Raw genomic sequence first — 20166 nt, forward strand, 5'->3', positions numbered from 1 at the left:
CGTGAATGCTCATGTTTTCAAACCTGACATGCCGCCACCGGTCAAGACCGTCGGCGTGCTCGCATGGATGCGGGCAAACCTGTTCTCCAGCTGGCTCAACACCCTGTTGACCCTGTTCGCCGTGTACCTGGTATGGCTGATCGTGCCGCCGCTGCTGCAGTGGGCGTTGATCGACGCCAACTGGGTCGGCACCACGCGCGCCGACTGCACCAAGGAGGGTGCCTGCTGGGTGTTCATCCAGCAGCGCTTTGGCCAGTTCATGTACGGCTATTACCCGGCTGAGTTGCGCTGGCGCGTGGACCTGACCGTATGGCTTGCCGTGCTTGGCGCTGCGCCGCTGTTCATCAAGCGCTTCCCGCGCAAGGCCGTTTACGGCCTGGGCTTTCTGGTGGTGTACCCGTTCCTGGCCTACACGCTGCTGCATGGCGGCTACCTGGGCCTGGAAAGCGTGCCGACCAGCCAGTGGGGCGGGCTGATGCTGACCTTGGTGATCGCCACGGTGGGTATCGTCGGCGCCTTGCCGCTGGGCATCTTGCTGGCCCTGGGGCGGCGTTCAAACATGCCTGCGGTGAAGGTGGTCTGCGTGACCTTCATCGAGTTCTGGCGTGGCGTGCCGTTGATCACCGTGCTGTTCATGTCGTCGGTGATGCTGCCGTTGTTCCTGCCCGAAGGCATGAGCTTCGACAAGCTGCTGCGGGCCATGATCGGCGTGATCCTGTTCCAGTCGGCGTACATCGCCGAGGTGGTGCGCGGCGGCCTGCAGGCCATCCCCAAGGGGCAATATGAAGCCGCTGCGGCGATGGGCCTGGGCTACTGGCGCTCGATGGGCCTGGTGATCCTGCCGCAGGCCTTGAAGCTGGTGATCCCTGGCATCGTCAATACCTTCATCGCCCTGTTCAAGGACACCAGCCTGGTCATCATCATCGGCCTGTTCGACCTGCTCAACAGCGTCAAGCAGGCTGCCGCCGACCCGGCCTGGCTGGGCATGGCCACCGAGGGCTATGTGTTCGCAGCCCTGGTGTTCTGGATCTTCTGTTTCGGTATGTCCCGCTACTCCATGCACCTGGAGCGCAAGCTGGACACTGGCCACAAGCGTTAGGAGTTTCGAAATGAGTGAAGCGATCAAGCAGCCTGCCGGCCCCGAAGGCATCATCCAGATGCAGGGCGTCAACAAGTGGTACGGCCAGTTCCATGTACTGAAGGACATCAACCTGAACGTGCGCCAGGGTGAGCGTATCGTGCTGTGCGGGCCTTCCGGTTCGGGCAAGTCCACCACCATCCGCTGCCTCAACCGCCTGGAAGAACACCAGCAGGGGCGCATCGTGGTCGATGGTGTGGAGTTGACCAACGATCTCAAGCAGATCGAGGCGATCCGTCGTGAGGTGGGTATGGTGTTCCAGCACTTCAACCTGTTCCCGCACCTGACCATCCTTGAAAACTGCACCCTGGCGCCCATGTGGGTACGCAAGATGCCGCGGCGCAAGGCCGAGGAAATCGCCATGCACTATCTGGAGCGGGTACGTATCCCGGAGCAGGCGCACAAGTACCCTGGGCAGTTGTCCGGTGGCCAGCAGCAGCGCGTGGCGATTGCCCGGGCGCTGTGCATGAAGCCGAAAATCATGCTGTTCGACGAGCCGACATCGGCGCTCGACCCGGAAATGGTCAAGGAAGTGCTCGACACCATGGTTGGCCTGGCCGAGGACGGCATGACCATGCTCTGCGTGACCCACGAAATGGGCTTTGCCCGAACCGTGGCGAACCGGGTGATCTTCATGGATAAGGGGGAGATCGTGGAGCAGGCTGCGCCGGATGACTTCTTCGACCGGCCACGCAGTGACCGGACAAAGCTGTTCCTAAGCCAGATCCTGCACTGATGCTGTAGGGGCACAAGGCCGCTCCTGCAGGGTCACGCGTTTTGCCTGCAGGAGCGGCCTTGTGTCGCGAAAGGGCTGCAAAGCAGCCCCGGATCTTGAAGCCTTACTTCTCTTCCTGAGCCGCAGCCGGCGCAGGCGGCGGCCGTAGCCCCACTTCGGCGATCAGCTTCAACTGCTGCCCGTTGCGCATCACCTCGATGGTGATCTTCTCGTTGGGCTTGATCCGCGCCACCTGGTTCATCGACTTGCGCCCGTCACCGGCCGGCTCGCCATTGATGCTCAGGATCACGTCACCCAGTTGCAACCCGGCCTTCTGCGCCGGGCCATCGCGGAAAATGCCCGCTACAACGATGCCTGGGCGCCCTTGCATGCCGAACGATTCGGCCAGTTCCTGGCTCAGCGGCTGAACTTCGATACCCAGCCAGCCACGAATCACCTGGCCATGCTCGACGATCGACTTCATCACTTCCAGCGCCAGTTTGACCGGTATGGCGAAGCCGATGCCCTGCGAGCCGCCCGATTTGGAGAAGATCGCCGTATTGATGCCGACCAGGTTGCCGTTGGCATCGACCAGCGCGCCGCCGGAGTTGCCCGGGTTGATTGCGGCGTCGGTCTGGATGAAGTCTTCGTAGTTGTTCAGGCCCAGCTGGTTGCGGCCAGTGGCGCTGATGATGCCCATGGTAACGGTCTGGCCGACGCCGAAGGGGTTGCCGATGGCCAGGGTGACGTCACCGATGTGGATGGTGTCGGAGCGGCCGATGGTGATGGCCGGCAGGTTCTTGAGGTCGATCTTCAATACCGCCAGATCGGTTTCGGGGTCGCTGCCGATCACCCGTGCCAGGGTTTCGCGGCCGTCTTTGAGCGCCACGACGATCTGGTCGGCGCCGCTGGTGACGTGGTTGTTGGTCAGCAGATAGCCCTCGGGGCTCATGATCACCGCCGAGCCCAGGCTCGACTCCCAGCGCCGTTGCTTGGGCAGGTTGTCGCCGAAGAAGCGGCGGAACTGCGGGTCTTCGAACAGCGGGTGGGCGCTCTTGTTCACCACCTTGGTGGTGTACAGGTTGACCACGGCAGGGGCGGCGAGCGTGACGGCGTCGGCATAGGACACCGGGCCTTGCATGATCTGCGTGGTCTGTGGCGCTTGTTGCAGGTTTACATCCTGGCTGGGCAGGCCGACCCACTGCGGGAAGCGCTGGATGATCAGCATGGCGATCAGTATGCCGGTAAGCAGGGGCCAGCCAAAATAACGCAAAGCCTTGAACATGAACGAATCCTGGGAGTGGGCGAGGGCCATGGTGGCGCGGCGGGGCGCGAACGCGCGCGATCATACACCGGTTTCCCCAACGCCGGCGACGGCCCATAATGGCGGCCATTATACGGGCGTTGTTCCCGTTGAACGTGCAGATTTCGAGGAGATTTTCCATGGCCGTCGCCCTTGACACCCTGGTTGAAGAAGCCGAGCGTTACCTGGGTAGCGCGAAAATCCAGGATTACTGCCCCAACGGCCTGCAGGTCGAAGGCCGCCCGCAGGTCAGCCGCATCGTCAGCGGCGTCACCGCCAGCCAGGCATTGCTGGATGCGGCGGTCGAGGCACAGGCCGACCTGGTGCTGGTACACCACGGTTATTTCTGGAAGGGCGAGAACCCGTGCATTACCGGGATCAAGCAGCGGCGCTTGAAAACCCTGCTCAAGCACGACATCAGCCTGCTGGCCTTCCACTTGCCGCTGGATGTGCACCCTGAGGTCGGCAACAACGTGCAACTGGCCCGCCAGCTGGACATCACCGTCGAAGGGCCGCTGGACCCGAACAACCCCAAGGTGGTCGGGCTGGTCGGCTCGTTGGCCGAGCCTGTGACGGCGCGCGATTTCGCCCGCCGTGTGCAGGAGGTGATGGGGCGTGAACCCCTGCTGGTCGAAGGTGACCAGGTGATCCGTCGCGTCGGCTGGTGTACGGGCGGTGGGCAGGGCTATATCGATACGGCGATTGCTGCCGGCGTGGACTTGTTCATCAGTGGTGAAGCGTCCGAACAGACCTACCACAGTGCCCGCGAGAATGGCGTGAGCTTCATTGCCGCCGGGCATCATGCCACCGAGCGCTATGGTGTGCAGGCGCTGGGCGACTACCTGGCGCGGCGCTTTGCTCTGGAGCACCTGTTCATCGACTGCCCGAACCCTATCTGAGGCCGCAGAGCGGCCCTTTGATAGCCAAACCCCCAGTCATATCGTTAGACCTTTTCGATCTAGTCCGGCGCCTAAATAGAATCAGCCGCTGTGATAAAGTGGCTCGCTCGAACACGGCCCGAAGGCCGTCCATAAGATCGTTTTACGTGAGTAGCCATGGTCGACAAACTGACGCACTTGAAACAGCTGGAGGCGGAAAGCATCCACATCATCCGCGAGGTGGCCGCCGAGTTCGACAACCCGGTGATGCTGTACTCGATCGGCAAGGATTCCGCCGTGATGCTGCACCTGGCGCGCAAAGCCTTCTTCCCAGGCAAGCTGCCGTTCCCGGTGATGCACGTCGACACCCAGTGGAAATTCCAGGAGATGTACCGCTTCCGCGACAAGATGGTCGAGGAAATGGGCCTGGAGCTGATCACCCACGTCAACCCCGAAGGTGTGGCGCAGGGCATCAACCCGTTCACCCATGGCAGCTCCAAGCACACCGACATCATGAAAACCCAGGGCCTCAAGCAGGCACTGGACAAGCATGGTTTCGACGCCGCTTTCGGTGGTGCCCGCCGCGATGAAGAGAAGTCACGTGCCAAAGAGCGTGTCTACTCGTTCCGTGACAGCAAGCACCGCTGGGACCCGAAGAACCAGCGCCCGGAACTGTGGAACGTCTACAACGGCAAGGTCAACAAGGGCGAGTCGATCCGCGTGTTCCCCCTGTCGAACTGGACCGAGCTGGACATCTGGCAGTACATCTACCTTGAAGGCATCCCGATCGTGCCGTTGTACTTCGCCGCCGAGCGTGAAGTCATCGAGAAGAACGGCACCCTGATCATGATCGACGACGAGCGCATCCTCGAGCACCTCTCCGAGGAAGAGAAAGCGCGCATCGTCAAGAAGAAGGTGCGTTTCCGTACCCTGGGCTGCTACCCGTTGACGGGTGCTGTCGAGTCGGAAGCCGAGACCCTGACGGACATCATTCAGGAAATGCTCCTGACCCGAACGTCCGAACGCCAGGGCCGTGTCATCGACCACGATGGCGCCGGTTCCATGGAAGACAAGAAACGCCAAGGCTACTTCTAATTTCAGGGTTACTCCATGTCGCACCAATCTGATCTGATCAGCGAGGACATCCTCGCCTACCTGGCCCAGCACGAGCGCAAGGAACTGCTGCGTTTCCTGACCTGCGGCAACGTCGACGACGGCAAGAGCACCCTGATCGGGCGCCTGCTGCACGACTCCAAGATGATCTACGAGGACCACCTCGAGGCCATCACCCGTGATTCGAAGAAGTCCGGCACCACCGGTGAGGAAGTCGACCTGGCGCTGCTGGTCGATGGCCTGCAGGCCGAGCGTGAGCAGGGCATCACCATCGATGTCGCCTACCGCTACTTCTCCACCGCCAAGCGCAAGTTCATCATTGCCGATACCCCGGGCCACGAGCAGTACACCCGTAACATGGCCACCGGCGCGTCCACCTGTGACCTGGCGATCATTCTGGTCGATGCCCGCTACGGCGTGCAGACCCAGACCCGCCGCCACAGCTACATCGCTTCGTTGCTGGGCATCAAGCACATCGTCGTCGCGGTCAACAAGATGGACCTCAAAGGCTTCGATGAAGGCGTCTTCGAGGAAATCAAGGCCGACTACCTGAAGTTCGCCGATGCCATCAACCTGACCCCGAGCAGCCTGCACTTCGTGCCGATGTCTGCGCTCAAGGGTGACAACGTGGTCAACCGCAGCGAGCGTTCGCCGTGGTACACCGGCCCTGCGCTGATGGAAATCCTCGAAACCGTCGAGGTCGCGGCCGACCGCAACTTCACCGACCTGCGTTTCCCGGTGCAGTACGTCAACCGCCCGAACCTGAACTTCCGCGGCTTCGCCGGTACCCTTGCCAGCGGCGTTGTGCACAAAGGTGACGAAATCGTCGTACTGCCCTCGGGCAAGAGCAGCCGGGTCAAGTCCATCGTCACCTACGAAGGTGAACTGGAGAACGCCGGGCCAGGCCAGGCCGTGACCCTGACCATGGAAGACGAGATCGACATCTCCCGTGGCGACCTGCTGGTGCATGCCGACAACGTCCCGCCGGTGACCGACCAGTTCGACGCAATGCTGGTGTGGATGGCCGAAGAACCGATGCTGCCGGGCAAGAAGTACGACATCAAGCGCGCCACCAGCTACGTGCCAGGCTCGATTGCCAGCATCACCCACAAGGTCGATGTGAACACCCTCGAAAAAGATGCAGCCAGCGCGCTGCAGCTGAACGAGATCGGTCGCGTCAAGGTGTCGCTGGACAGCGCCATCGCCCTGGACGGCTACGACAGCAACCGCACCACCGGTGCGTTCATCGTCATCGACCGCCTGACCAACGGCACCGTCGGCGCCGGCATGATCATCGCTCCGCCTGTTCTGCCGCACGGCAGCACCGGCCAGCATGGCAAGCAGGCCCACGTGTCTACCGAAGAGCGCGCCCTGCGCTTCGGCCAGCAGCCAGCCACCGTGCTGTTCAGCGGCCTGTCCGGCGCTGGCAAGAGCACCTTGGCCTACGCGGTCGAGCGCAAGCTGTTCGACATGGGCCGTGCAGTTTACGTGCTCGACGGCCAGAACCTGCGCCATGACCTGAACAAGGGCCTGCCGCAGGACCGCGCTGGCCGCACCGAGAACTGGCGCCGCGCCGCTCATGTGGCGCGCCAGTTCAACGAAGCCGGCCTGCTGACCCTGGCCGCGTTCGTGGCCCCGGATGCCGAAGGCCGCGAACAGGCCAAGGCGCTGATCGGCAAAGAGCGCCTGGTGACCGTTTACGTCCAGGCCTCGCCATTGGCCTGCCGTGAGCGCGACCCGCAAGGCCTGTACGCGGCTGGTGGTGACAACATCCCGGGTGAAAGCTTCCCGTTCGATGTGCCGCTGGATGCTGACCTTGTGATCGACACCCAGGCCACTAGCGTGGACGAAGGTGTGAAACAGGTGCTGGACGTGCTGCGTCAGCGCGGCGCGATCTAAGCGCTAGCCTGCAAGGAAAACCCCGCTTCGGCGGGGTTTTTGTTTCTCGCTCCACAGGCTTGCAAGTTCCCTTTTAGGAGCGGCCTTGTGTCGCGATGGGATGCGCAGCAGACCTAAAGAGGTTCTATGCGAGCTCGAATGAATGGCCAATTCCCACATGCAAGTTTCTTCGCTATGTGAAAAGCGCTGTTGGTTTTCATGTTTTTAAAATCGGCATGCTAAATTCAGACGCTTCCTACAAGTTTCAATGGTCTTCATGAGGTAAGCTGCAACCCGTTTTGATTGAGTATGGTGTCTGGGTGAATTCAGTTGGGGGGGAAGTATGGTTTTGCGCAGTGTGTTGATGCCGCCTAAGCTTGATGAACAATTAGTCTCGAAGCTTACTGGTCTTTCTGAAGAAATAGATTGTGGAAAACGAGACTTGACGCAACACCTCGTTATCGAGTTTAACCAGCTAGCTGCAACTGCATTTGATTTCTTGGATTTTCAGGGCATCTACGGAGGGCAGGATCATGACACTTGGGTCCGTAAAGTCCTATATGGGCCGTATATTAAGCCGGTTGCTGACATTACTACCGATGAACTGGTTGAGATGATGCGAAGGGTCATGGAGTGTGAAGGTGCTGAGCATGAGGTTGATTTTTGGATTTTTATGTTGGAAGTGAATGTGCCTAATGAGCGACTAGTAGATTTGGTTTTTCACCCCCAAGTGTATTTCGCCGATCCCGAATTCTCTCAGGAATTATCACCTGAGCAAGCAGTTTATCTGGCAATGAACACAAAAGCTGTTGCTGATTGCTAGATTCAGTGATGGAGCAGCAGCCTTGCTTGGCATGGCTTACAGCTCAGCAGGCACCTAGGTCAACTGATAGGTGAGGCCCTGGGTGATCAGGGCCTCAATCTATTTAGCTAGCTTTGAAACCTTCTTTGCCATTGGCCAGGCGCCACGTTTCGACTATTTCAAGTACTTGTTCAGGCTCGCCCCGGTTGCTGCCTTGCGGTCTGAAAAAAAGATCACTACCAGACGGGTGCTCGGTAATTTTCTCAAAATGTTCAATCAACGGTACCAGTACGTTGTCTGGCTCATCCTCGATAGCTGTATCAATCACTTGGAGGAAGGCAAGAAACTCTTGTTTTGTATAATCTTCAAATTTATTTTTCAAGATCGTCTTTTCCATAGTGAATGTGGTTGTGAGCTTTGGGCGTCAAAATTATTAAGTTGTCCATATCATATACGCCACCTTGCTTGCTGATAGGCACGACGTGGTGGATTTCGTGAGAGCGTTTGCTCATATACTTGTCATCTTTATCGACCCAGGGCGAGTATCCATGTTTTCTCATTCGACGGATGTCTTGAGGGCTAAACTGCTTCGATAGCTCGGGGTCATTAGCCACCGCCTTCCAAAATTGCCGCCGGAACGCGTCAAAGGTCCTATATTCTTTACCTCTTAGAAGATCAGCAATCTGAGCAGGAATTGGAGCCCCTTCGAGGCTGGCGGCCGATTTACGCCATGTATCTGTTACCTGTGCACCATTTCCGGTTGATGTACCAGCCTCATATCGCGGGCTTTTGAACACCACCAGAATAGGCGGTAATCCCGAGCCCATGGGGAAGGTGATGATCAGGCGTTCCTGATCCAGCAAATCCAGCGCTGGGTAGCTTTCCGTCTCGTTACTTACAGGGCTCAGGCTGCTGCCGGTGTAGATGATAGTACCCGGTGGCGCTGGAGGGAGGCTTGTCGAGCTTCCGTTCTCACCGCCTGGCGCGCGGATGGGCGTCCATGTCAGGATTCGCTGCGGATTGTCCAGCACTAGGCTGTAAACCTGCCGCGCGCTGTCGAACGTCGCCGCTCTTACCCCAATAGGCTTGCCGCCGGGTACTACGTACAGCCTCACCTCATCATCATCTTCATTGCCAGCAAGCAAATAGGGCACATCAACGCTGGCAGATGACATGGCCAGTGCTGTCAGGTCAGGCCCGGCTGGCGGTGACAGGCTGGAGAGTGGGGTGCTGACAAGGTAGCGCCGATCAGCGTTACCGAGTGTTGATGGCCAAGCTGCTGCCAGAGTGGTGACGATGAACTGAGGAGCAGCCGCAACGGCCACCGTCCCCATGCGAGCTACTGCTGCTTTGATAGCCTCCAGCATTGCAGTGGACGCACTTTCCGCTAGTGCGAACGTTGCCGCGCCGATCGGAGTGATGGTGGGTACTGAGGATGCGGTTCGGGCATCGCTGATGTAGCTGATGCGTTGGCGTGCCGCTTCTTGGCGCTGACGTTCAGCGTGTGCTGCCAGTCGTTCGACTTCTGCCTGTTTTCGTGCAGCTTCCTCGGCAGCCAATCGTTGCGTCTCGGCCTTCAGTCGCGCAGCTTCCAGGGCCGCAGCCTGTTCTGCCGCGTGCCTGGCTTGAAGTTGCTCCACCTCAATGGCGCGCTGAGCCAGGTTGCCCATCGCAGCGCTGAACCCTTGCAGGTAGCGAATGGATTCGGTCAGCGCGAGTGCGCGATGGTAGTCCGCCCACAGTTGTCCGGCTCGACGTGTGGCCTGCTCATCGACCAAATGTTGCAAGGCTTCGGTTTGCGGCTTGGACAGTGGCCCGATGATGTTCGGGTTGGATTCGCTGAATGCCGGTACTTGCGCCTTCTTGGCCTCAATCAGACCGTTGGCGGTATTCAAGTATGCCGACAGCCGCTGGGGCAGGGTATCGGTATCCTGAATGGACGTGGCCTGAACCACCTGATGCTGTACGAAGTTAGGCAGACAGTCGAAACAGATCTGCTGCTCCAATTGTATCTGCCGGATCCTGCGCTCGATTGCCTTTGGCAGATCCTTATGGGGCTGTTCCAGTTCCGCCTTGTCCAGTTGCCGAGCCAGATCGGGAAGATCGGCCGCCAGTGCACGGTACTTTTCTGCTAAGAGGTGGAGCCGATAGGCTGCATTTACGGAGGCATCAAAGGTTACCCAGATCTTTCTGCCCCATTCCTCGGGTGTGGTACTGAAGTCGAATGCCCCATCGTCACCAAGGCGGGAGGCAAATGAGTCGTAACGTTTAAAAAAGGGAATTGCGCCATAGAATCCAACGGCTGCCGGCACGATTTGCAGGTAGTCGCTGCGCCAATGTTGCAAATTGGCCATTGTCAGTTGCTGCTTCAGCTCGATTAACTGAGTGGGGCTGGTTGCCGTAGTGCTTGCTTGTTGTTGAATGGCTGCGCGTTCTGCTTCGATTTGCGCGGGAAGCTGTTGCATAGCCGGCGCGTATTGCAAGGCGTAGCCGTTGTTGACGGCCTTGTGCTCCTCGCCGAAAACCGTTCGCCAGCCTTTTTCACGGGCAAACCGGCTAGGCCCTCCGGTACCTCGTAGTCGCCCTGCATCGAGCCCCCATCCGCCATAGCCGGGGCCTCCACCGCCAGCAACAGATGTGAACGGTGTTCTGTGAGGTTCGTTGGGGCTGATCCATGTGGCTTCGAGGTATACCGGCGCGCGAACGTGCGTGTTTTCTGAATGGACAGTTTGTTTTTGAGCCATGTAGACATCCTCCTGGTCGCTACATGGTCAGCGTGCTCCAGGCGGTTTTTCCCGTATGTCAGGCACGGCCTGTCAACCAGTAGGAGCCTTCCTACCGGCTTGAAAGATCTCATTCAGATATGCGTTTCCGACACGGGGATCACGCGTTTTTCCTTAACTGCCTTGTAGGAAAAACTCGAATAGATTTCCTTCACCCCGGGCAAGCGCTGCAGCACTTCGCGGGTAAATTCGCCGAACGACTCCAGATCCCGTGCGAGGATTTCCAGCAAGAAGTCATAGCGCCCGGAGATGTTGTGGCAGGCGACGATCTCGGGGATTTCCATCAGCCGCTGTTCGAACGCCAGCGCCATTTCCTTGGTGTGCGAGTCCATCATGATGCTGACGAACGCAGTTACCCCAAACCCTAGCGATTTGGGCGAAAGAATAGCCTGGTAGCCGGTGATGTAGCCGTTGTCCTCCAGCAGCTTGACCCGTCGCCAGCAGGGCGAGGTGGTCAGGGCTACCTGGTCGGCGAGTTCGGCGACGGTGAGGCGGGCGTTGTCCTGTAAGGCGGCGAGTAGGGCGCGGTCGGTGCGGTCGAGGCTTGAAGGCATGTTTTGCCCTCCTGGTCCGTTAATTGTTGTTTTTGTTCCAGCAAGCACGCAGATGCGTGGGCTATTTTGGAAAAAATCGGGCAGCTCGGTGGCATAAGCTTATAACAAACCACAAGAGGCTGTTGCGATGCGCGACTCCCATAACAACACCGGTTTTTCCACACGGGCCATTCACCATGGCTACGATCCGCTTTCCCACGGTGGTGCCCTGGTGCCACCGGTGTACCAGACCGCTACCTATGCCTTCCCGACCGTCGAATACGGTGCTGCCTGCTTCGCCGGGGAGGAGGCGGGGCACTTCTACAGCCGCATCTCCAACCCCACCCTGGCCTTGCTTGAGCAGCGCATGGCCTCGCTGGAGGGCGCAGAGGCGGGATTGGCGCTGGCGTCGGGGATGGGCGCCATCACTTCGACCATCTGGACCCTGCTGCGGCCTGGTGATGAGTTGATCGTCGGGCGCACCTTGTATGGCTGCACCTTCGCGTTCCTGCACCATGGCATCGGCGAGTTCGGGGTCAAGATTCGCCATGTCGACCTTAACGATGCCAAGGCACTGAAAGCGGCGATTAACGGCAAAACGCGGATGATCTACTTCGAAACGCCGGCCAATCCCAACATGCAATTGGTGGATATAGCGGCCGTCGTCGAGGCAGTGCAAGGCAGTGATGTGTTTGTGGTGGTCGATAACACCTACTGCACGCCTTATCTGCAGCGGCCGCTGGAGCTTGGGGCGGACTTGGTGGTGCATTCGGCGACCAAGTACCTCAGTGGCCATGGCGACATTACCGCCGGCCTGGTGGTGGGGCGCAAGGCACTGGTCGACAGGATTCGCCTGGAAGGGCTCAAGGACATGACCGGCGCAGTGTTGTCGCCGCACGATGCTTCGCTGTTGATGCGGGGCATCAAGACCCTGGCTTTGCGCATGGACCGCCATTGCGCCAATGCCCAGCAGGTGGCGGAGTTTCTGGCGCGCCAGCCGCAGGTCGAAGTTATCCATTACCCTGGGCTGCCCACGTTCGCGCAGTATGAACTGGCGCAGCGGCAGATGCGTCTGCCTGGCGGGATGATCGCCTTCGAACTCAAAGGGGGAAACGAGGCTGGCCGGCGCTTCATGAATGCGTTGCAACTGTTTGCCCGTGCGGTAAGCCTGGGGGATGCCGAGTCGCTGGCGCAGCACCCGGCGAGCATGACCCATTCCAGCTACACACCGCAGGAGAGGGCGCATCACGGGATATCGGAGGGGCTGGTGAGGTTATCGGTGGGGCTGGAGGATGTGCAAGACCTGCTGGCGGACATCGAGCAGGCGCTGGGGCATCTGTAGGAGCGGCCTTGTGCCGCGAAAGGGGCGCGCAGCGGCCCCCGGATTTCAGCCATCCTGCAAGATTGCCGGGGCTGCTTTGCAGCCCGTTCGCGGCGCGAGGCCGCTCCTACACTGGGTCGTGCACGGGCAGGAAAACGGCATCCACAAAAAAGGCCTCTTACGAGGCCTTTTACGTGTTCAGCAGATCAACGCTTGAGCCCGTAGCTCTCGTCAAGCATGCCCGGCGAGTTCGGCGCTTTTGGCGCATAGTCGCGCGGTACTTCGGCGGTGTCCTTCGGCGGCGTCAGGCGGTCACGTGGTGCCTGGGCCGACTCGGAGTGCAGTGCAGCCAGCAGGCGCTGGCGAGTGACTTCATCGAGGGCCAGGCTATTGGCGCCTTCGGCCAGGTGATCCTGGACATCCTGGTAGCTCTGGGTCAGTTTCTTGACCAGCATTGCGGTGCTGTTGAAGTGGGTGACCACTTCGTTCTGGTAGCTGTCGAAGCGCTTCTGGATGTCGTCCAGTTGGCGCTGGGTGTTGGTCGGCGCAGCATTGGGCAGCAGGCGGGCCACGATGAAACCGACCGCCACACCGATGACCAGGGCCAGGGTTGGCAACAACCAAACAAGGAGCGAGAGTTCCACGAGTCCTTCCTCTATAAACGGCTTTGCTTTACGTTAACGGCTCAGACCTGCGCTGTATACCGCGAGCGATCGCAAATCAGAACAGAATTCCTACCCTAGACGAATCGACCCCCTTCGAGGTCACGGAGTGAGTGCCTTGCTTGTCCGCGAAACCCCCTTGTTCATCGATGGCCCCGTCGGCCAGCTGGAAGCCTTGTACCTGGACGTGGCCGACGCCCGTGGCGCGGTGCTGATCTGCCACCCCAATCCGGTTCAGGGTGGCACCATGCTCAACAAGGTGGTCTCGACCCTGCAGCGCACGGCACGCGACGCTGGCTACGTGACATTGCGTTTCAATTACCGCGGTGTTGGCCAGAGCGCGGGCAGCCATGACATGGGCGCTGGTGAAGTGGCCGATGCACAAGCTGCCGCAGCCTGGTTGCGCGAAAAACACCCGCACCTGCCGCTGGTGCTGATGGGCTTCTCGTTCGGCGGCTTTGTCGCCACCAGCCTGGCCGGGCGCCTTGAGAGCGCTGACGTCACGCTGCAGCACCTGTTCATGATTGCCCCGGCCGTGATGCGCCTGACTGCAGAGTTCCCCTTGCCGCAGCGCTGCCCGATCACCGTGGTGCAGCCAGATGCCGACGAAGTCGTTGCACCGCAGCTCGTTTACGAATGGTCTGACACGCTGCCGCGCCCCCATGAGCTGCTGAAAGTGGCAGAATGCGGACACTTCTTCCATGGCAAGCTGACCGATCTGAAGGATCTGCTGCTGCCGCGCCTTTCGAATTGAGCCAAGCCTGAATAAGCGAACACCCATGACCACGCGCATTCTCACTGGTATCACCACCACCGGTACCCCACACCTGGGCAACTACGCCGGTGCCATTCGCCCGGCGATCGTCGCCAGCCAGCAGCCGGGGGCCGACTCGTTCTACTTTTTGGCCGACTACCACGCCCTGATCAAGTGCGATGACCCGCTGCGCATTCAGCGCTCGCGTCTGGAAATCGCTGCTACCTGGCTGGCCGGCGGCCTCGACCCGGACAAGGTGACCTTCTATCGTCAGTCCGATATTCCCGAGATCCCCGAGCTGACCTGGCTGCTCACCTGCGTTGCGGCCAAGGGCCTGCTCAACCGTGCGCACGCCTACAAGGCTTCGGTGGACAAGAACCTCGAGAATGGCGAAGACCCGGACGCCGGCGTGACCATGGGCCTTTACAGCTACCCGGTGCTGATGGCGGCGGACATCCTGATGTTCAACGCGCACAAGGTGCCGGTCGGTCGCGACCAGATCCAGCACGTGGAAATGGCCCGTGACATCGGCCAGCGCTTCAACCACCTGTTCGGCCAAGGCAAGGATTTCTTCGCCTTGCCAGAGGCGGTTATCGAAGAAAGTGTGGCGACGTTGCCTGGCCTGGACGGGCGCAAGATGTCCAAGAGCTATGACAACACGATCCCGCTTTTCTCCAGCGCCAAGGACATGAAAGACGCCATTTCGCGCATCGTCACCGACTCGCGTGCACCTGGCGAAGCGAAAGACCCGGACAACGCGCACCTGTTCACCCTGTTCCAGGCCTTCTCGACGCCGGTGCAATGCGCCGAGTTTCGCGAAGAACTGCTGCAGGGCCTGGGCTGGGGCGAGGCCAAGCAGCGCCTGTTCCAGCTGCTTGACGGGCAACTGGCCGAGAAGCGTGAGCACTATCACCAACTGATTTCCCGCCCGTCGGACCTGGAAGACATCCTGCTGGCTGGCGCTGCCAAGGCCCGCAAGACCGCCACGCCGTTCCTCGAGCAACTGCGCGAGGCCGTTGGCCTGCGCTCGTTCCGTAGCAGCGTGCAGGCCACTACAGAGGTGAAGAAGAAGGCCGTCAAGAGCGCACGCTTCGTCAGCTTCCGTGACGAGGACGGCAGCTTCCGCTTCCGCCTGTTGGCCGCTGATGGCGAGCAACTGCTGTTGTCTCGCAGCTTTGCCGACGGCAAGAGCGCGGGCGCGGTGAGCAAGCAGTTGCAGCAGGGCGGCGACGCCGATGTGCGTGTCGAAGGCCTGGGCTTCAGCTTGTGGCTGAACGGCGAGCAGGTTGCCGACGGGCCGCAGTTTGCCAGTGCCCAGGCCCTTGACATGGCCGTTCAAAGCCTGCGTGAGGCCCTGGCGCCGCAGCAGGACTGAGACAGTTTGACGCAAGTCTGATTGCCATTAGGCGGGCCGGTCGCTACAGTGACGGCCCGTTTTTTGTTGCCTCGCTAACGAAATCATGACGCCCCTAGAACGATATCAAGCAGATCTGAAACGTCCCGACTTCTTCCATGATGCGGCGCAGGAAACTGCGGTGCGTCACTTGCAGCGCCTGTACGACGACCTGGTGCACGCGCAGAACAACAAGCCGGGCATGTTCGGCAAGCTGTTCGGCAAGAAGGAGCAGACGCCGGTCAAAGGCCTGTATTTCTGGGGCGGGGTAGGCCGGGGCAAGACCTACTTGGTCGATACCTTCTATGAAGCGCTGCCGTTCAAGCAGAAGATGCGTACGCACTTCCACCGCTTCATGAAGCGCGTTCACGAGGAGATGAAAACCCTCAAGGGCGAGAAGAACCCGCTGACCCTGATCGCCAAGCGCTTCAGCGATGAAGCCAAGGTGATCTGTTTCGACGAATTCTTCGTCTCCGACATCACCGATGCCATGATCCTCGGCACCCTGATGGAAGAGCTGTTCAAGAACGGCGTATCGCTGGTGGCGACCTCCAACATCGTCCCCGACGGCCTGTACAAGGATGGCCTGCAGCGTGCGCGCTTCCTGCCGGCCATCGCCATGATCAAGCAGTATACGGACGTGGTGAACGTCGACAGCGGGGTCGACTACCGCCTGCGCCACCTGGAGCAGGCCGAACTGTTCCACTTCCCGCTCGACGAGGCTGCCGAGCAGAGCATGCGTGCGAGCTTCAAGGCGCTGACACCCGAGTGCACCCAGGCCGTCGACAATGACGTGCTGATGATCGAGAACCGCCCGATCCATGCGCTGCGTACCTGTGACGATGTCGCCTGGTTCGACTTCCGCGCCCTGTGCGACGGGCCGCGCAGCCAGAACGACTACATTGAACTGGGCAAGATTTTCCATGCCGTGCTGTTGAGCAACGTCGAGCAGATGGGCGTCACCACCGACGACATCGCCCGGCGCTTCATCAACATGGTGGACGAGTTCTACGACCGCAACGTCAAGCTGATCATTTCGGCCGAGGTAGAGCTGAAGGATTTGTACACCGGTGGGCGCCTGAGCTTCGAGTTCCAGCGCACCTTGAGCCGGTTGCTGGAGATGCAGTCGCACGAATTCCTGGCCCGCGCGCACAAGCCCTGAGGTCCTTGCGCTGTAGGAGCGGCCTTGCGTCGCGAAAGGGGCGCGCAGCGGCCCCAGGTTCTGTGGCGCAACAAAAAACATCGGGGCCGCTGCGCAGCCCTTTCCGACCGGTCCGGCGCCCCAGCAAGGCCGCTCCTATGTATGGACTTAGCTGCTTTTTGAACATAGGAACCCGGTTGCATCTACGTATCAGGCCTATTCAAGGAAGCTTTTTGCTTCTGGCCAACATCGTGGTGAGCTCGCAGCGTGCCGTTTACATTGAGGCCACTCATCAGGCCTGTAGGAGCGGGGGCATCTGTCTGCGACGGTCTTACCAAGGGTCAATGTTCACTAGCAGGGGTTGGAGCGCTCAGCGCCCGGTGGCATTGCTCAGTTGATCAGCGGCTCATAGCAGCCTCCGACCGATTTTCCGCTTTGCGTTGGTAAACCTGGCCACTCTGCAGCAGAGCCCAGATTATCCGCAGATTCCGATTAGCCAGTCTGATTGCCGCCTCCTTGCGCCCAAGGCGGGATAGCCAGCGCAAGAGGCGGCGATCGTCTGGCTGATCATCAAGACGGTCACCGTCACGGGTAGTTTGAGCAAGAAATCATGGAAGGCTTGGCGGGATTTGATGCGATCTTCGTAGATCACCCGGCCGGCAGCATCTTCGCCTGCTAGCTGGAAGACCTGCTTGGTCAGGTCTACGCAGATGGTTGTGCAAAGCTCCACATCAGTGGAAGACAGGGAATCGTGCTTCGAACTATGCTTTTTCATGGACTCGCCCTCGCTGCCGTTGGCTTCTTAGAACGCCACCGTGGCACTGTGATGCCTCGGCGGGGGCGAGTCCATCGATTACAGACGGTCGCTTGGGCTGAATTCAGGCTTCCTGCATAAACTGCTGCCGATACTGGTTCGGCGACAACTCCGTGTGCTGGCGGAACAGCCGCGCAAAGAAACTCGCATCGTCATAGCCGACTTCATAGCTGATGGTCTTGATGCTCTTGCGTGTGCTCGACAGCAACCCCTTGGCTGTTTCTATCCGTAGCCGCTGCAGGTAGTGCAGCGGCTTGTCGCCGGTCGCGCCCTGGAAGCGCCGCATGAAGTTGCGGATGCTCATGCCATGGTTGCGGGCCACATCCTCGAAGCGGAACTTGTCGGCGAAGTGCTCCTCGAGCCAGTGTTGAATCTGCAGGATGATCAGGTCCTGGTGCAGCTTCTGCCCACCGAAACCCATGCGCCCAGGGGTGTAGTTGCGCTGCACTTCGTAGAGGATGTCACGGGCCACGGCGCGGGCCACGTTGGCCCCGCAGAAGCGTTCGATCAGGTAGATGTACAGGTCGCAGGCCGAGGTGGTGCCGCCGGCGCAGTAAAGGTTGTCGGCGTCGGTCAGGTGCTTGTCCTGGTTCAGCCGGATCTTCGGGTAGCGCTCGGCGAAGCTGGTGAAGAAGCGCCAGTAGGTGGTCGCCTCCTTGCCGTCGAGCAGGCCGGACTCGGCCAGCCAGAATACCCCGCTGGCTTCAGCGCAGAGTACGGCGCCGCGGGCATGTTGCTCGCGCAACCAAGGCAGCACTTGCGGATAACGTTGCAGCAGGTTGTCGAAGTCTTCCCAGAAGGCTGGGAGGATGATCACATCGGCGTCGTCCAGGCCGCCATCGACCGGCAGCTGCACATTGCTGAAACTGTCCACCGGCTGGCCGTCGGGGCTCACCAGGCAGATCTCGAACATGGGCTGCAGGCCCAGGCCCAGCTGTTTGCTGTAGCGCAGGCTGGCGAGGTGGAAAAAGTCCTTGGCTTGCATCAAGGTCGAAGCGAACACCTTGTCAATGGCCAGGATGCTGACGCGCCGCAATGACGCGGAGGGTTGGGTAAACATCATTGTCATTGTTCTTATAGGGTAGAGTGGTCAATCACCGGCTGGATCGTCTTATGTTTTTTGTCGAGCTGCAAGCTTCAAGCTGCAAGCGGCAAGAAAAAAGCAGAGGCTGCGACACCGCTCTGCTTTTTCTTGCAGCTTTGTTCAAGGTGCCGGGTTGGGCTGCTCCTGATGAACGGCCTCGATCGCCGCCAGCAGCTCATCACTCAGGTTCAGCTCCAGGCTTTTGAGGTTGCTCTGAAGTTGTACCAGGTCAGTGGCACCGATGATGTTGCTGGTCACGAAGGGCTGGCGGGTGACGAATGCCAGGGCCATTTGTGCCGGGTCCAGCCCGTGTGCCTGGGCCAGTTGCACATAGCGGCTGCAGGCCGCCACGGTCTGCGGGTTGGAGTAGCGGGCGAAGCGGCTGAACAGGGTCAGGCGGCCTTTTTCCGGCCGGGCGCCGTTCTCGTATTTACCCGACAGCATGCCGAAGGCCAGCGGCGAGTAGGCCAGCAGGCCACACTGCTCGCGGATGGCCACTTCCGCCAGGCCCACCTCGAAGCTGCGGTTGAGCAGGTTGTACGGGTTCTGGATCGACACCGCCCGGGGCCAGCCGCGGGTTTCGGCCAGGTGCAGGAACTTCATGGTGCCCCACGGCGTTTCGTTGGAAAGGCCAATGTGGCGGATCTTGCCTGCCCGCACCTGCTCGTCGAGCACCTCGAGGGTTTCTTCCAGGGGGGTGAACAGGTCATGCGGCAGGTGCTGGTAACCCAGCTTGCCGAAGAAGTTGGTGCTGCGCTCCGGCCAGTGCAGCTGATACAGGTCGATACGGTCGGTTTGCAGGCGCTCAAGGCTCGCATCCAGCGCCGCCACGATGTGCTGGCGGTTGTGCTTGAGCTGGCCGTCGCGGATGTGGCTGATACCGTTGCCGGGGCCGGCGACCTTGCTGGCGAGAATCCAGTCATCACGGTCGCCGTGCTGGCGGAACCAGTTGCCGATGATGCGCTCGGTGGCGGCATAGGTCTCGGGGCGTGGCGGCACCGGATACATTTCGGCGGTGTCGATAAAATTGACCCCGCTGGTTTTGGCCAGTTTGATCTGGGCGAAGGCCTCGGCCTCGTCGTTCTGCTCGCCCCAGGTCATGGTGCCCAGGCACAGGGCGCTGACATCGAGATCGGTACGGCCGAGCTTGCGGTATTCCATCGGGAAAACACTCCTTGGCAAAGACACCCATAAAAGCAGGTTGAAATTTTTCGCGCAATCTGGATAATTCGGCCCCTCTCCGTGTGGCGGAAGTGATGCACCACCACGCAGGAAGAACCCCGTCGAACATTGGCGTGCCCGACCCGAGCCCCCAAAAGCGTCTGTGTTCGGCTGCGCGCTTGCCCTTGGCAAGCTGTGCACTATCCAGTAAGATTCGCCGTCTATTTTTCGCTGGGCGGCCTCTGAGGCTTTAGAGAATGAAAACTTTTACTGCTAAACCGGAAACAGTAAAGCGCGAGTGGTTCGTAGTCGACGCCGCTGGCCAGACCCTGGGTCGTCTGGCTACCGAAATCGCTAGCCGTCTGCGTGGCAAGCACAAACCAGAATACACTCCTCACGTTGACACCGGCGACTACATCGTCGTCATCAACGCCGAGCAAATCCGTGTAACTGGCGCCAAGTCTTCCGACAAGATGTACTACTCCCACTCCGGCTTCCCGGGCGGTATCAAGGAAATCAACTTCGAGAAGTTGATCGCCAAGGCCCCTGAGCGTGTTATCGAAACCGCGGTCAAAGGCATGCTGCCGAAGAACCCGCTGGGTCGCGACATGTACCGTAAGCTGAAAGTGTACGCGGGTGCTGCTCACCCACACACTGCTCAGCAGCCTCAAGAACTGAAGATCTAACGGGATA

The 20166-nt window shown here is 60.0% G+C and carries 18 protein-coding genes and 1 pseudogene; 11 read left to right on the forward strand and 8 right to left on the reverse strand.

Features of this window, described 5'->3' with window-relative positions:
- The first annotated feature begins 1 nt into the window (after position 1).
- Positions 2 to 1099, forward strand: coding sequence for an amino acid ABC transporter permease (locus ACMGF5_RS13355; protein WP_046784831.1), 1098 nt, complete (start codon positions 2 to 4; stop codon positions 1097 to 1099).
- A gap of 10 nt (positions 1100 to 1109) precedes the next feature.
- Positions 1110 to 1874 carry an amino acid ABC transporter ATP-binding protein gene (locus ACMGF5_RS13360; protein ID WP_012312835.1) on the forward strand — a complete coding sequence of 255 codons (765 nt, stop codon included), beginning with the start codon at positions 1110 to 1112 and terminating at the stop codon, positions 1872 to 1874.
- Between the two features lie 103 nt (positions 1875 to 1977).
- On the opposite strand, the gene algW is transcribed toward ACMGF5_RS13360, so the two are convergent.
- Entirely contained in the window at positions 1978 to 3138 is a 1161-nt protein-coding gene (algW, locus tag ACMGF5_RS13365; protein ID WP_115273626.1) for a Do family serine endopeptidase AlgW, read from the reverse strand.
- A gap of 158 nt (positions 3139 to 3296) precedes the next feature.
- Between algW and ACMGF5_RS13370 the strand changes: the two genes are divergently transcribed.
- The 4 genes from ACMGF5_RS13370 to ACMGF5_RS13385 all read left to right on the forward strand — a co-directional run bounded on the left by ACMGF5_RS13370 (position 3297) and on the right by ACMGF5_RS13385 (position 7848).
- Positions 3297 to 4055 carry a Nif3-like dinuclear metal center hexameric protein gene (locus ACMGF5_RS13370; protein ID WP_115273627.1) on the forward strand — a complete coding sequence of 253 codons (759 nt, stop codon included), beginning with the start codon at positions 3297 to 3299 and terminating at the stop codon, positions 4053 to 4055.
- Between the two features lie 156 nt (positions 4056 to 4211).
- Complete coding sequence (cysD, locus tag ACMGF5_RS13375; RefSeq protein WP_009684445.1) at positions 4212 to 5129, forward strand: sulfate adenylyltransferase subunit CysD; 918 nt, start codon at positions 4212 to 4214, stop codon at positions 5127 to 5129.
- Between the two features lie 15 nt (positions 5130 to 5144).
- A complete protein-coding gene (cysN, locus tag ACMGF5_RS13380; protein WP_046784834.1) occupies positions 5145 to 7046 on the forward strand; it encodes a sulfate adenylyltransferase subunit CysN in 1902 nt (633 codons plus the stop codon).
- Positions 7047 to 7368: 322 nt separating this feature from the next.
- Complete coding sequence (locus ACMGF5_RS13385) at positions 7369 to 7848, forward strand: hypothetical protein (protein WP_115273628.1); 480 nt, start codon at positions 7369 to 7371, stop codon at positions 7846 to 7848.
- Between the two features lie 103 nt (positions 7849 to 7951).
- On the opposite strand, the gene ACMGF5_RS13390 is transcribed toward ACMGF5_RS13385, so the two are convergent.
- The 3 genes from ACMGF5_RS13390 to ACMGF5_RS13400 all read right to left on the reverse strand — a co-directional run bounded on the left by ACMGF5_RS13390 (position 7952) and on the right by ACMGF5_RS13400 (position 11164).
- Complete coding sequence (locus ACMGF5_RS13390; RefSeq protein ID WP_115273629.1) at positions 7952 to 8209, reverse strand: bacteriocin immunity protein; 258 nt, start codon at positions 8207 to 8209, stop codon at positions 7952 to 7954.
- On the reverse strand, positions 8199 to 10571 hold the full coding sequence (locus tag ACMGF5_RS13395) for an S-type pyocin domain-containing protein (protein ID WP_414156873.1): 2373 nt from the start codon (positions 10569 to 10571) through the stop codon (positions 8199 to 8201). The genes ACMGF5_RS13390 and ACMGF5_RS13395 overlap by 11 nt, the downstream gene beginning before the upstream one ends.
- A 113-nt stretch (positions 10572 to 10684) precedes the next feature.
- Positions 10685 to 11164 (reverse strand): Lrp/AsnC family transcriptional regulator, encoded by a 480-nt coding sequence (locus ACMGF5_RS13400; RefSeq protein WP_039604488.1) that lies wholly within the window; start codon positions 11162 to 11164, stop codon positions 10685 to 10687.
- A gap of 127 nt (positions 11165 to 11291) precedes the next feature.
- Here ACMGF5_RS13400 and ACMGF5_RS13405 point away from each other — a divergent pair, with 127 nt between their 5' ends.
- Positions 11292 to 12485, forward strand: coding sequence for a methionine gamma-lyase (locus ACMGF5_RS13405; RefSeq protein ID WP_204919839.1), 1194 nt, complete (start codon positions 11292 to 11294; stop codon positions 12483 to 12485).
- Between the two features lie 185 nt (positions 12486 to 12670).
- Here ACMGF5_RS13405 and ACMGF5_RS13410 read toward each other — a convergent pair whose 3' ends face one another.
- Positions 12671 to 13108 (reverse strand): YhcB family protein, encoded by a 438-nt coding sequence (locus ACMGF5_RS13410; RefSeq protein WP_012312843.1) that lies wholly within the window; start codon positions 13106 to 13108, stop codon positions 12671 to 12673.
- Between the two features lie 136 nt (positions 13109 to 13244).
- On the opposite strand from ACMGF5_RS13410, the gene ACMGF5_RS13415 reads away from it, so the two are divergent.
- The 3 genes from ACMGF5_RS13415 to zapE all read left to right on the forward strand — a co-directional run bounded on the left by ACMGF5_RS13415 (position 13245) and on the right by zapE (position 16435).
- Positions 13245 to 13880, forward strand: coding sequence for an alpha/beta hydrolase (locus tag ACMGF5_RS13415; RefSeq protein ID WP_115273633.1), 636 nt, complete (start codon positions 13245 to 13247; stop codon positions 13878 to 13880).
- Between the two features lie 25 nt (positions 13881 to 13905).
- Positions 13906 to 15255, forward strand: a complete 1350-nt coding sequence (locus tag ACMGF5_RS13420; protein ID WP_115273634.1) for a tryptophan--tRNA ligase — start codon at positions 13906 to 13908, stop codon at positions 15253 to 15255.
- Positions 15256 to 15340: 85 nt separating this feature from the next.
- A complete protein-coding gene (gene zapE / locus ACMGF5_RS13425; RefSeq protein WP_039603943.1) occupies positions 15341 to 16435 on the forward strand; it encodes a cell division protein ZapE in 1095 nt (364 codons plus the stop codon).
- Between the two features lie 377 nt (positions 16436 to 16812).
- On the opposite strand, the pseudogene ACMGF5_RS13430 reads toward zapE, so the two are convergent.
- The 3 genes and pseudogenes from ACMGF5_RS13430 to ACMGF5_RS13440 form a co-directional block, all read right to left on the reverse strand.
- Positions 16813 to 16983: pseudogene (locus ACMGF5_RS13430) on the reverse strand (IS110 family transposase); the annotation flags it as partial.
- A gap of 309 nt (positions 16984 to 17292) precedes the next feature.
- The gene (locus tag ACMGF5_RS13435) at positions 17293 to 18213 is read right to left on the reverse strand and encodes a GlxA family transcriptional regulator (protein WP_172655354.1); all 921 of its coding nucleotides are present in this window, start codon (positions 18211 to 18213) and stop codon (positions 17293 to 17295) included.
- Positions 18214 to 18432: 219 nt separating this feature from the next.
- A complete protein-coding gene (locus ACMGF5_RS13440) occupies positions 18433 to 19473 on the reverse strand; it encodes an NADP(H)-dependent aldo-keto reductase (protein ID WP_119688319.1) in 1041 nt (346 codons plus the stop codon).
- Between the two features lie 257 nt (positions 19474 to 19730).
- Here ACMGF5_RS13440 and rplM point away from each other — a divergent pair, with 257 nt between their 5' ends.
- A complete protein-coding gene (gene rplM / locus ACMGF5_RS13445) occupies positions 19731 to 20159 on the forward strand; it encodes a 50S ribosomal protein L13 (protein ID WP_008097538.1) in 429 nt (142 codons plus the stop codon).
- Positions 20160 to 20166 lie beyond the last annotated feature (7 nt).

It is taken from the genome of Pseudomonas sp. BNK-15 (assembly GCF_047456105.1).
GTDB lineage: Bacteria > Pseudomonadota > Gammaproteobacteria > Pseudomonadales > Pseudomonadaceae > Aquipseudomonas > Aquipseudomonas putida_E.